Raw genomic sequence first — 12,301 nt, forward strand, 5'->3', positions numbered from 1 at the left:
ACTGGGAGCCCCGAGTGAGTGATCAGCCCGACAAGCCGTTCCTCCAGCTCGTCGTCTGCGCGGCCGGGGTCGCCGCCGACGTCGGCCGGCTGATCAGCGCAGCACAGGAGCGGCACTGGGACGTCGGGGTCGTCGCGACCCCGCAAGGGCTCGGCTTCCTCGACGCGGAGGCAGTCGAGGCCCAGACCGGCCGCCCCATCCGCTCGGCCTGGCGGTCGCCGGGGGAACCGCGGCCGACTCGGCCTGCGGATGCGATCGCGGTCGCCCCGGCGACCTTCAACACGGTCAACAAGTGGGCGGCAGGGATCTCCGACAATCTCGCGCTGGGCATCCTGTGCGAAGCGCCCGCCATGGACATCCCGATCGCTGTGCTGCCGTACCTGAACTCGGCCCAGGCCGCCCATCCCGCATACCGGCAGAGTCTGGAGCGGCTGCGCGAGATGGGCGTCCTGATTGGCTCGTACGAGCCGCACCGGCCGAAGGCCGGCGGCGGGGCCGACCGTTATCGCTGGGAGGAAGTGCTGGAGCTGCTCGCCTCCAGATTGTCGGTGCGGTCGTGATCAGCGCCGCCGTGCTTGTGGCGGTGGCGGTTGCGGGGCCGGGGCGGCGGCTGCTTCGTGGGCCGGAGGGTTGGGGCGCTGTGCTGCGCTGTCGGCCCAGGCTGGGCTGTGGGCCTGTGCTGCGCGGCTTTGTGCGCTGGGTGCCGGCCGTGCGCTGAGGCGCTCGACGCGCCAGGTCAGGACCCATGCGGGGCGGCGGGCGTCGTCCAGGGCCCGTTGGTCGGCGGCCTGCTGGAGGAGCTGCTCCGGGTCGTGGCCTGCGGCTTCGGCTTCGGCGAGGGCAGCGGTGAGAGCGTCGAAGGCGGGGTCTTCGATGACTTGCTCCACGTGATCGGGCACGGCCCGGCGTATCTGGCGGATGTGTCGGTCGACGGCCTGCTGGGGCGGCCGGTGCTGGGCGAGGGCGGCCAGGGGTGCGGCTGCGGCCTGTTCGTAGGCGGCCTGGAGGTGGAGCAGGGTCTGCTGGGCGGCGCCGACCTGCTGGTCGTGGTGGCGGAACTGGTGCCAGCGGGCGGCAGCGATGACGACGAGGATCGCGGCGTCGAGGAACATTGCCAGGGCGGCGCCGTCCTTGGGCGCGGGCTCGCGGAGCATGGCGCGTACGGCGCCCCGCAGTGCTCGGGCGTGATGGTGTTCGGCCCGGATGCGGGAGCGGGTGGCGCGCTCGAACGCGGACGCCGCCTCACGGAGCTGGGGGCGCAGGTGCTGGGGTGCGAGAAGGGGAAGGGCGTCGAGTGCCTCGCCGAAGACAGCGAGGTGGGCCTGGCCGACTTCGTCGTCGCCCTGGTCGAGGTGGTGGGGGATGCGCTCGGTGGCGGCGGTGGCCTGGTGCCAGGGGTTGGGCCTGCGCCGGCCGGGCTGGTCGGCGGGCTGCGGTTCGATGTTCGCCAGGCGTTCTTGGATCTTGGGGAAGGAGAGGTCCGGAGCGAGTTTGGAGCCGGAGTACCAGATGGGGCCGCCTGCGTCGTCTGCGAGTGCGACCTTGTAGCCGCGTATGTCGCCGGAGGGGAAGCGCACGATCTCGACGAGGATGTCATCGATGTGGCGGAGCAGGTGCACGAACTCCTCCATGCTGGAGGCTGCGGCCACGACGGTGCGGACGGTGGCGCGCAGTCGCTCGGGGGCGGTCTTGTCCTGACCGGCGCGGCGGGCCTTCTCCTGCTCGGCGCGGGTGGGCCGCTTGGCGGCCGTGCGGTCCCCGCGGACCACTTGGAACAGGCCGTATTCCTTCTCGATGGCGGCGAGTTCACGGTCGGCGGTGAGGTAGTCGTTCCAGTGGCGGGCGGTGCGCAGATCCGCCCGGACTTTGGTGGCGGCGATGTGGATGTGGTCGGGTGCGTGGCGGACGGCGACCCAGCGGCAGCCGTCCGGGTCGCCGTCGGGTGCGATGCCGGTGGCGGCGACGACGCGGCGGGCGATGTCGGCCCATTCGTCGTCGTTGAGGTGGCGGTCGGTCTCGGCAGCGCGGATGGAGCAGTGCCACACGTGCTTCTCGGGGGCGCGGCCCAGTCGCCTGGCTTGCTTGACATGCAGATCCAGGTCGGCCACGAGGAGCCTCCTGGTGGCGTCGGCGTCGGCGTCGGCGTCCTCGGAACGGCCGGGGTCGGGGGCGAAGCCGTCCCAAGAGGCGACCAGGTGCGGGTCGGTGTGGTCCTTGGCCTTCTTCGTGTCGAACAAGTACCGGATCAGGCCCGCGGTCTCCCTGCCATTGCTGATCTTCGCGATCACCGGGCCGCCTTCTTGGAGACGGCCTCGTTCGAGGCTGCCGCGATGTGGCGGACTGTGGCGCCGACTGCGTCCAGGGTGCGCTCGGCCTGGGTCAGGAGTGCGGTGTCCACAGGGTGTGGATGGCCGCCGGAGTTGAGCTTCTTGGCGATCTGGTTGATGTTGTGGCCGATCTTGGCGACTTCGCCACGGAGGGCGGTCAGCTCGTCGATGTAGTCGTCGAGCGGGGTGCGCTGGCCGGGCAGGGCGAGGTCGCCGTGGACGTGGGCCATGACGACAGCGCCGACGTAGTGGGCGCCGGCGATGTTCAGCGACCGCGCCATGGCGCGGATCTCGTTCTTCTCGTCGACGCTGTAGCGGGCGTCGACCCGCTCCTTGCGCTGGCCGTTCGGGTCGGGCTTGCGGCGTCGGGCGACACGGTGCAGGGCGGCGGCTTCGGCGGCACGCGGCAGTTGGGCGGCGGGGGTGTCGGCGGGCTGCTGTTTCCCCTCGGGCGCCCCCCGGCGCCCGAGTGCCTCCGCCACCACCGGGGCGGAGGCTTCCCCGTGGGGCCGGCCTGTGGACGGTCCAGCGGGATACCTTGCTGGCCGGGTGGCTGGAGTAGTGGTCATCTCCTGCTGGGTGGTGCGGCCTTCGTGGTGCGGGTGGTGCATGGGGTCGGCCTCCATGGGGCGTTGGTGACTGTTCGCCTGGTCAGGGCTGAAGTGCACGGGGTGGTGATGCCGCGTCGACCCGTTGCGGGGCGGTCACCCGTCCCCGCGCTGACCTGCGCGGGGACGGGTGGTGCGAGTCGAGCGGGACGAGCGATAGGGCGGCCGAAGGGACTCAGAGGGCGCCAGCGGGGGCTTCGTCTATGGCGTCCTGCCGCCGGAGGGCGGCCTCGTCGAGTTCGGCCTGCAGGACGTCCTTGATCGTTTCCGCGTCGGCCCTGCTGAGGGGGAGGCCCCTGCTGCGGATCGCCGTTTCGATGTGGCGGCGTGAGGCACGGCCTCCACGTCCGAGCGGCGCGGTTCGGGCGATGGCGAGGAGTTCGTCGGACACGGTGTGGCGGTGCTGGTCTTCCGGCTCGGCGGAAGGCTGCGCGTGCTCCGGCACATCGGCGGCGTCCTGCGCCACGTCGGCAGGATCCCGCGCCACGTTGGTCTGCCGGTCCGCCGCGTCGAGATCCGTCGGCTCCCGCTGACCGGAGTCGTCGCCGGTAGGGGCAGCGGGGCGGGCGTCGTTGTGGCTGCGGTTGGCAGGGTTGTGGCGTGCGGTGGCGTCGGCTTCCTGGGGGTGAGGTGTGGGGTGGCGTCGGATGACGAGGTAGAGGTGGACGGCGCCGGCCAGGGCGAGCGGGGCGAGGGCGGACAGGGCGCCGACGGTGGCGTTGTCGAGGTGCAGTCCGGTTGGGCGGGTCTGCTGGTTGAGGCGGATGGCGTGTACGGCGTTGGCTCCGATGCTCACCCCGGTGGCCAGGCCGACGAGTGCCCCTACGTACAGCCGGGAGTGCAGCGGGGCGGTGCGCAGCATGAGCTGGGCGCCGATGCCGATGGCGATGAAGCCGTCGATCACGAGCGGGAAGGTGTAGGTGAGCAATCCGCGGATGTGGATGGCGACGGCCATCTGGCGCAAGGCGTCGTAGGAGAGGGCGAAGGCCACCGCGGCGAGCAGGGCGATGCCGAAGCGGATCGCGGCGGTACCCGGTACGGCGGAGGGCGCGGTGGCGGCGGTGCGGGAGGTCAAGCGGAAGCACTCCAGGTGGGGTTCGGCGGCGGTCACGGCGCAGGACGCGTGGCGGCCGTGAGGCGCGGCGACTCGTACCACCCGTTGCGTGCCTGGTCAGGGCAGGTACGGGAGGCATGGCGATGTCGGGTTGACCCGTTGCGGGCCGGTCACCCGTCCCGGCGCTGACCTGCGCGGGGACGGGTGTGACGGGTCAAGTTGGGTCAGGCTGCGGTACCGGTGGCGGATCCTGACGCCTCGCCAGGATCGGCTTGTCTCGCCGTCTCGGCCGCCGGTGCGGGGCAGTAGCGGGCCCAGGCGTCGAGGAACTGGTTTCGGGCGTAGCCCTTGGCCTGGACACCGCCGGGGAAGCGGTGATTGCCCGGCCGGATGCCGTAGTCCTCCAGGAGAATCCCGAGGCGGCGCGAAGTCAGCCCGGTAGGGCCGTACTCGGCCCACGGCGCTTCCTCGTCGCTGTTGAGCTCTTCGAGCAGGCGGCTCGTGCGCAGCGCGGCGGGGTCGCGCTCGGCGGTGAAGACCCGGCGGATGTCGATCAGGATGCGGGTGCGCAGCCCTGTGTCCGCGTCCTTGCCCGACTCATGGTCGGTCATCACCCGGCAGGCCGCACGGGCCAGCGTGGGCCAGTCGCCTCCGGCGAGGTCGGCGACGATCACCAGAGGCTCCCAGGTGTCGGCTGCGCGGTCCTCGACCGGCATGTCCGGCTCGACGTCCATCGCCTCGGCGCGCAGAGGCTGGAGCCAGGCAGTGAGGCGGTCGCGGACGGCATGCAGAGCAGGGGTGTCCCGCCCGGTGCGGAACGCCGCGACGGTCTCGCCCGGTGCCCGGCGGCGCATCCGGATGACCACCGACCGGTCCATGATCGTGTCGGGCAGGTCACCGATGCCCGCCAGAGCGGCCATGGCGAACGTCGGGAAGGCGACCGGCGTGTGTTCTGGGCCGGTGACGCGCAAGGTGGGCCGGTTGCGCTGGTGGCCGGCGTTCAGCAGGCCACGCAGGTCCTCGTTGCGCTCAGCCGCCTTGGCGCTGCCGAACAGTGTGTCGGCCTCGTCGACCAGGAGCGTGGGCGGATCCTCGGCGGTGATCGAGCGGAAGATCGCCGCAGGGCTGGCGTTGACCGTGATCAGCGGTGCGTGCACGGTCTCGGTGACCACGTCGAGCAGCCGCGACTTGCCGCACCGCTTGGCCGGACCGACCACCGCCAGGCGCGGCGCGTGCTGCCACGCGGGCTGCAGATGGGTGGCCGCCACCCACAAGGTCACCGCGGTGAGGGCCTCCTCGCTCGGCATCACGACGAACCGCTTGATCCGGGCCCGCAGGTCGGCCAGTATCTGCGCCCCCTCGGACCTCTCGGACCCCTCGGACACAGGCATGACATCGGGCCCGTCGTCGCGGACCTCGTCTGCGGGCAGCGCGGTGTGAGTTGGCTGCTGCTCGGTTGCGGCAGCCGGTGGCCTCGGCGGAGTGCCGTTGGCCTGGAGGGATGGCGTATTCGGCTGAGGATCGGTCATACTTGGCATCAGCTCCTCTGCTCGCGGGCCATACGGGACGGCAATCCCGGCCTCGCGGGTCGATCGCTAGGGATGGCGGTTGAGAGGTTTGCGCTTGGCCCCCGGTGACAGCCGGGGGCTTTTTGCTTGCGGCTCTATGCGACGTGGGTCGTGAGGGCTCCTCGGGCTACTGCGGTGGGGACTACCAGTGTGCCATATGAATTGCCGATTGCAGAAGTGTTCTGCATCTCGCAGGATGCATGCTACTGTGGTTGGGTTGCTGCGTATGGCAGTGACTCGCTACGAATGGAAGGAGGTGGACTGTGACCGACGAAGACGCCCCGCAGGGCGTGCTGCTCAGCGGCGAGACGAACGTCGCGGTGCGCATCAAGCTGGAGCGCGAGGCGCGCGGCTGGAGCACCAACGCCCTGTCCGACCGCCTGAACGAGGCCGGCTTCGAGATGAACCCGTCTGCGGTCTGGCGTATCGAGAACGGCAAGCGCCGTATCAACCTCGACGAGGCCATCGGCTTCGCCGAGGTCTTCGGCCTCGACCTGCGCAATCTCGTCGGTCCTCCACAGCTTGCCGCCCAGGCCCGCGCCATGGAGCTCATCGACGCCGTCGTGGACGCGTTCCGCGAGACCCAGCGGGCCAACGCCGCCTTCACCAAGGCGCGTGATGCCCTGGACGCGTACCTCGCCGAGCATCCCGATATCCGTGAGGAAGCGGACGTGATGGTCTCCAACGCCATGGCCGAGGCGTCCACCAAGCACCTGCTGGAGACGTACGGGCCGCCGCCCGGCGAGCACCGCGACCCCGGCTCGTCCGACGAGGCATAGCCTCCGACTTCTGCTCCCGTCCTGGGCCCGCAAACCCCCAGCACGGGCATCTCACCCCCTCATCCCAAGCGATCTACCGGCGGGCCGGTGTTGCCGCACCCATGCCCGCCAGAAGAGGACTCACCCCTTGCGCCAACCCGCAATACCCCCTGCCTCCGCACCCACTCCGCGCGCCGACTCCGCCCTCCCGCGCCTCTATCTCCCCGAGGAAGTCGCGGCCGTCCTCGGCTGCTCCGCCTGGTGGGTCAAGGACCGCGCCCGTCGGCGGCTCATCCCCTTCACGCGGGTCGGTCGCGCCTACCGCTTCACCGGCGAGCACCTCGCCGAGATCATCCGCATGCACGAGGCCCGTCCTGCCTACCCGCAGCAGCCCTCGGCGGCTGCTCCCGCTCCCAAGGCGCCCACTCCCCAGCCTTCCCCGAGGTCTGCCGCGACCCCGGCTCGCCTGCGCGCCCGGCCACCACGCCGAACACGCCAGGGCGAGTTCTGAACCGCCCCGGTTCGAATGGAGACTCGATTCCGTGTAAGGATCAGAGTCATGGCACGTCCCTCCTCCTATCCCCCTGAGCTGCGCAAGCGCGCGGTGCGCATGGTCGCCGAGGTCCGCGGTGACTACCCGACCGAGTCCGCCGCGATCAACGCGGTGATGGCGAAGCTCGGCATCGGCTCGCGCGAGACGTTGCGCAAGTGGGTCCGCCAGGACCAGATCGATTCCGGGACCCTGCCGGGGACGACGAGCGAGGAGTCCGCGCAGATCAAGGCGATGAAGAAGGAGATCGCCGAACTCAAGCGCGCGAACGAGATCTTGAAGGCCGCGGCGAGTTTCTTCGCGGCCGAGCTCGACCGGCCACTTCCTCGCTCGTAACGTTCATCGACGAGCACCGGGACCGCTTCGGCGGCGTCGAGCCGATCTGCCGCGTACTGACCCAGCACAGCTGCAAGATCGCCCCCTCCACCTACTACGCCTGCAAGAAACGCCTCGAAAGCCCCTCTCCGCGAGCGGTGCGAGACGAGGAACTCAAGGAGCTGATCCAGGAGGTCTACCAGTCCAACTACCGGGTCTACGGCGCCAGGAAGGTCTGGCGACAGCTCAACCGCCAGGGCCACGAGGTGGCCCGCTGCACGATCGAGCGCCTCATGCGCGAGCTCGGCATCGCCGGCGCCGTCCGCGGCAAGAAGGTCATCACCACCATGCCGGATCCGGCCGCCGCCCGGGCCCCGGACCTGCTCGACCGCGAGTTCGTCGCCCCGGCTCCGAACCGCACCTGGGTCGCCGACTTCACACACGTCGCGGCCTGGGCGGGCGTCGTCTATGTCGCGTTCGTCGTGGACACCTTCTCGCGTCGCATTGTCGGCTGGTCCGCGTCGTTGTCGAAGGAGACCCAACTCGTCCTGGACGCCCTGGACATGGGGCTGTGGCAGCGCGACCGCGACGGCCGTCCGCCGGCCCCTGGCGAGTTGGTCCACCACTCCGACGCCGGGTCGCAATACACCTCATTTCGCCTCGCCGAACACCTCGACGCGGCCCGCATCGCGGCCTCAATCGGCTCGGTCGGCGACGCGTACGACAACGCGCTCATGGAGTCGACGATCGGTCTGTTCAAGACCGAGGTCATCAAACCGCAGCGGCCGTGGAAGACGCTCTCGCACGTCGAGCTCGCCACCGCCGAGTGGGTCGACTGGTACAACCACCGCCGGCTCCACGGTGAGATAGGGCACATTCCGCCCGTCGAATACGAAGCCAACTACTACCGAGCAACCACGAAAACCCAGCTCACAGCCACCAACTGAGATCTCCACCGAACCCGGGGCGGTTCATTCGGAACCGCCGCGTAACACGAGGACGAGGAAGGGGAGGGGTACGTGGGTTTCGCGGAGAAGCGCGGAAACTACTGGCGCGGCCGGTACAAGACCGCGCCCGGCAAGCACAACACGGTCGTCGACGGGACCGGCAAGGCGATCCGGTTCGCCACCAAGGGCGAGGCCCAACGGGCGGCGGCCGAGGCAGAGAACAAGTACCGGCGTGGCGACTGGCGCGACCCGGCACTCGGCCAGGAGACCTTCGGCGAGTACGCGAACCGCTGGTACGAGGCCCAGGACCTGGCCGCCTCCACCATGCAGAACTACCGCCGCCACATCGAGGAGCACCTGCTCCCCGAGTTCGAGGACAAGGCGCTCGCCGGCATCCTGCGGACGGACGTCGACCTGTGGGAGAAGAAGGAGAAGGCCGTGTATGCGGCCTCCAGCGTCAAGACCTGGCGCTCGACACTCCACCTGATCTTCGAGGACGCGATCGACGAGGGCCTGATCACGTCGAACCCGGCGGCCAGGCGGCGCGGGCGCGGCAAGCGCGCCGGCCGCTCCCGCGACCGCGGCCCGGAGAAGGTCGTCACCGACCCCCTCGGCATCCTGCTGACCGCCGAGCGGGCCGCCCTGCTCTCCGGCCGCGACGACGAGTTCGTCGCCGTCGTCCTCAAGGGCTACACCGGTATGCGGTGGGGCGAAATCGTCGGCCTGGAAACGGAGTTCGCCCGGCCCGGTGCCGTGCGCGTCGAGTGGCAACTGTACGAACTCGACACCGGCGAGTTCGTCCGCTGTCCGCCCAAGGACGACAGCTACCGCACCATCGACGCGATGGACTGGCTGTCGGCCCTGGTCGCCAACCATGTCGCCCGTACGAAGCCGACACCCTGTCCGTGTCACGGCAAGACCTACGTCTTCCGGGGGCAGGGCGCGGCTCGCACCGGCGGCCACCAGGGCGCGAAGCTCGCCGACGTCGCACGCCGTGCCGAAGTCTCCACGGGCACGGTGTCCAACGTCCTCAACCACCCCGACCGCGTCACCGAAGCCAAGCGGGTGAGGGTGGAGCAGGCCATCGCGGACCTGGGGTTCGTGCGGGGCGGCCCGGTGTCGCAGCACGCAGCCCACTGGCGCCGAAACGGCTTCGCGACCTGGCTGTTCACTCCGGCGGTCTCCGGCTGGTACCCGAAGAAGGCGCCGCAGCAGGCCCGCCCGGTCCCGCTACTCGGTGAGCCGTGGCCCGGCGTTCCGGCCCGAGGCCGCGGCGCCGCCGACCGGGCCGACGCCTGCTGGCTCCCAATCGCCAAGGGCCTCACACCCCACGGCCTCCGCCACACTCACCGCACCGTGATGGAGGACCTCGGCACCGAGAAGGTCCTCATGGACCAGCGCATGGGCCACATCGACGGCTCCGTCTCCGCCCGCTACGCCCACGTCACTCCCGGCATGCGCAAGCGCCTCATGCTCGGACTGACTGCGCAGTGGGAGACGGCACTCGACGCCAGGCTGGCCAGGTGTCCGACCTCGCCGGTGCGCGTGCTCAGCGACCTCCTGCGCGCACGCGCGGCCACCCTCCGATAGCTCGACGGTGCCCCGCAATGTTGTTGCGGGGCACCGTCGATTTCGCCCTACGAGAGCGACGGCCCGGCCAAATGCGCTCAGACCCTCGGCCTACGGCGCCGCAGCCTGACCGTGGGATAGGCCACGGGATCGATGTCGAGGCATGTTCACTTGGGAAACAAGCCCGAGCTGCTCCTTCGTACCCACCGAGGGCAGCCGGTGGCAGTCCGGCTCCATCCTCACAGGCGCCGGAGCCAGCCCGGATCTCTCTGCCCGAAGCGCTCACCACCAGCGCGGCTCTGCCGTCAAGGCTCGATCAGTCCAACGCGGATGGCATAGCGGGTGAGTTCCAGACGGTCCTTCAGACCGAGTTTGTTCAGCAGGTTGGCGCGGTGGCGTTCGACGGTCTTGGGGCTGATGACGAGGATGTCGGCGATCTCCTGGGAGGTGTGGCCTTCCGCGACGAGTTTCAGGATCTCCTCCTCGCGGTCGGTGATGGCCCTGGCGGGCGGGGACTGGCCTTCGCGGACGCGGTCGAGGTAGTTGCGGATGAGGGCGTTGACGGCGCCGGGGTAGAGGAAGGGTTCGCCGCGCATGGTGGCGCGGCAGGCTTCGACGAGGTCTCGGTCGGCGACGGACTTGAGGACGTAGCCGGAGGCTCCGGCGGCCAGGGCTTCGAAGAAGTACTGCTCGTTGTCGTACATCGTCAGGATGAGGATGCGCAGCTCCGGCTGGGTGCGGGAGAGTTCGCGGGCGGCCTGCAGGCCGGTCAGGCGGGGCATGGCGATGTCGAGGATGGCCAGGTCCGGCTGGTGGGTGCGGGCGGCCTGGATGGCTTCGGCTCCGTCGCCTGCTTCCGCCACCACGGTGAGGTCGGGTTCGCTGTCGAGGATGAGGCGCACTCCGCGGCGGACCAGGTGGTGGTCGTCGGCCAGCAGGATGCGGGTGGGCGTCGCCTCGGTCATGGTCACTGACTCCGGTGGGGGTGGGGACGGTCAGGCGTACCTCGGTGCCTCCGTCGGGGGCGGCCGAGGGTGAGGTCGGCACCGATGAGCAGGGCGCGTTCGCGCATGCCGCGGATGCCCGCCCTTCGGTGGCCCCTCGATGCCTCGGCCGTTGTCGCGCACGCGTAGTTCTACGCCGTCCGGGGTCCGCTCCAGGTGAGGCCGCGCGTGGCGTCGGCGTGGCGGGCCGTGTTGGTGAGGCTTTCCTGGGCGACGCGGTAGAGGACGAGTTCGGCGTTCTCGCCCAGCGGCGGCAGGTCGGGCGCGATGTGGTGCCGTACGGACAGGGAGGGGCGGGTGAACTCGGCGGCGAGGGATTTCAGCGAGCTGGTCAGGCCGAGTTCCTCAAGGACGCCGGGGCGCAGGCGGCGGGCGATGCGGCGAATCTCGTCCAGGCTGGCGCGGGTGGTCTCCTGGACCTGGTGCAGTTGCTCACGTACCGGGTCGGGTGCTTGGTCGGCGACGCGTTTGAGGTCGAGCAGGACGGCCGTGAGCGTCTGGCCGATCTCGTCGTGGAGTTCCTGGGCGATGCGGTGGCGTTCGGCTTCCTGCGCGGTCAGGGCGCGGGCGGCGCTGGTGGCGCGTTCGGCTTCCAGCCGGTCGAGCATGGTGTTGAACGTGGTGATCAGTTCGGCGACCTCGCCGTGACCGCCGACGGCCGGGCGGGCGCCGGGGCGTAGCAGGTCGGTGGTGGTCATGGCGCGGGCGAGGCGTTGCAGCGGAGCCAGGCCGATGCGCAGCAGGAGCGCGTTGGCGATCAGCATCGCGGCCAGTCCGACGGTGAGGACCGCGGCCTCGGTGAGCAGGACGGGGGTCGACACGGTGACCGGGCCCAGCAGCAGCGCGGTGGCGGCGACCAGTACCACGGCGTTGAGCAGGAAGATCCTCCAGAACAAGGGCACCGGATACTGCCTCCTCAAGCTGGTCCTTGCTTCCACTATCGCCTCCCCGGCAGGGTCGGCCGGTTACTGAAGGCTGCTTGCTCCCCTAGGCGCTCAGCTCCAGAGTGTGCGCCGGGCCGGGCGGGCGTCCATCGGGTCTGGCACCCATTCCGCGTCACCTTCTGCAGGTCTGGCACGCCCGCAATTGGGTGCCGGACCCGATGGCCGTCGCCGCCGGTGGCGAGTGAGGGTGGAGTCAATCCTCGCTGTCGGCCCAGTGGCCGTCGTGCGGAGGCGACCGCTTGCGGTTTCGGCAGACGCGAACCCAGCTTTCGACAGCCCCCATGGTGTGTTGACCTGTCGTCGCCGCTTCCACGGGCAGAGAGGCGGGGTGCGGCTCCTCTTGGTGGGCGGGAAAGCCGCAGGTCTGTCGGATCACGAGAGGAGCCCGGCACCGATGTATGCAGCGCCACAGCCAACAGGTCACACCGAGGCGGTTCCCGGCCCGGTTCTGCTGGTGCTGCGGTTGCGTCGCACGGCGGCTGGGTGGGTCCGTCGCATGGCGGGCGTCAGCACGGCCGGAACAGGCCGGCCTGGCGTGGGGGAGGGGTGGCCGTGAGCGTTACGGCATGGTCGGCGGCGACCGTCCACACCGTGCCCTTCGGTGCCGCCGTCTGCCCGATCGGCGGTGATCGGCTCACCCGAAGGAGGACCAGAGCC

General features: G+C 70.4%; 10 protein-coding genes and 1 pseudogene. 5 read left to right on the plus strand and 6 right to left on the minus strand.

The genetic code is table 11. From position 1 onward, the window contains the following. Window positions 1-14: 14 nt before the first annotated feature. Window positions 15-560, plus strand: coding sequence for a flavoprotein (locus tag E4N62_RS26360; protein ID WP_230218697.1), 546 nt, complete (start codon window positions 15-17; stop codon window positions 558-560). On the opposite strand, the gene E4N62_RS26365 is transcribed toward E4N62_RS26360, so the two are convergent. The 4 genes from E4N62_RS26365 to E4N62_RS26380 form a co-directional block, all read right to left on the minus strand. Beyond that, window positions 561-2,288, minus strand: coding sequence for a relaxase/mobilization nuclease domain-containing protein (locus E4N62_RS26365; protein WP_230218699.1), 1,728 nt, complete (start codon window positions 2,286-2,288; stop codon window positions 561-563). It lies immediately after the preceding gene. After that, a complete protein-coding gene (gene mobC / locus E4N62_RS26370) occupies window positions 2,285-2,938 on the minus strand; it encodes a plasmid mobilization relaxosome protein MobC (protein ID WP_230218733.1) in 654 nt (217 codons plus the stop codon). Before mobC ends, E4N62_RS26365 begins: the two co-directional genes overlap by 4 nt. Before the next feature lie 172 nt (window positions 2,939-3,110). After that, window positions 3,111-4,010, minus strand: a complete 900-nt coding sequence (locus tag E4N62_RS26375; RefSeq protein WP_230218701.1) for a DUF2637 domain-containing protein — start codon at window positions 4,008-4,010, stop codon at window positions 3,111-3,113. Window positions 4,011-4,213: 203 nt separating this feature from the next. Continuing rightward, the gene (locus E4N62_RS26380) at window positions 4,214-5,518 is read right to left on the minus strand and encodes a DUF3631 domain-containing protein (RefSeq protein WP_230218705.1); all 1,305 of its coding nucleotides are present in this window, start codon (window positions 5,516-5,518) and stop codon (window positions 4,214-4,216) included. Between the two features lie 302 nt (window positions 5,519-5,820). On the opposite strand from E4N62_RS26380, the gene E4N62_RS26385 reads away from it, so the two are divergent. From E4N62_RS26385 to E4N62_RS26400, 4 genes are all read left to right on the plus strand, one after another. Then, the gene (locus E4N62_RS26385) at window positions 5,821-6,336 is read left to right on the plus strand and encodes a helix-turn-helix domain-containing protein (RefSeq protein ID WP_230218715.1); all 516 of its coding nucleotides are present in this window, start codon (window positions 5,821-5,823) and stop codon (window positions 6,334-6,336) included. 127 nt (window positions 6,337-6,463) lie between these two features. Then, window positions 6,464-6,826 carry a helix-turn-helix domain-containing protein gene (locus E4N62_RS26390; RefSeq protein ID WP_230218717.1) on the plus strand — a complete coding sequence of 121 codons (363 nt, stop codon included), beginning with the start codon at window positions 6,464-6,466 and terminating at the stop codon, window positions 6,824-6,826. A gap of 48 nt (window positions 6,827-6,874) precedes the next feature. Next, a protein-coding gene (locus E4N62_RS26395; protein WP_230213881.1) for an IS3 family transposase occupies window positions 6,875-8,127 on the plus strand; the annotation gives its coding sequence in 2 pieces (ribosomal slippage) (window positions 6,875-7,157 and window positions 7,157-8,127; 1,254 coding nt in all). A 72-nt stretch (window positions 8,128-8,199) separates the two neighbouring features. Further along, window positions 8,200-9,717: a LacI family DNA-binding transcriptional regulator gene (locus tag E4N62_RS26400; protein WP_230218719.1), complete on the plus strand. Its 1,518-nt coding sequence runs from the start codon at window positions 8,200-8,202 to the stop codon at window positions 9,715-9,717. Between the two features lie 284 nt (window positions 9,718-10,001). Here E4N62_RS26400 and E4N62_RS26405 read toward each other — a convergent pair whose 3' ends face one another. Together E4N62_RS26405 and E4N62_RS26410 are read right to left on the minus strand one after the other, a co-directional pair. Next, window positions 10,002-10,661 (minus strand): response regulator transcription factor, encoded by a 660-nt coding sequence (locus tag E4N62_RS26405; protein ID WP_230218722.1) that lies wholly within the window; start codon window positions 10,659-10,661, stop codon window positions 10,002-10,004. A gap of 4 nt (window positions 10,662-10,665) precedes the next feature. Further along, a pseudogene (locus E4N62_RS26410) lies at window positions 10,666-11,602 on the minus strand (histidine kinase); the annotation flags it as partial. Window positions 11,603-12,301 lie beyond the last annotated feature (699 nt).

Source organism: Streptomyces sp. MNU76, assembly GCF_020982545.1.
Classification (GTDB): Bacteria; Actinomycetota; Actinomycetes; order Streptomycetales; family Streptomycetaceae; genus Streptomyces.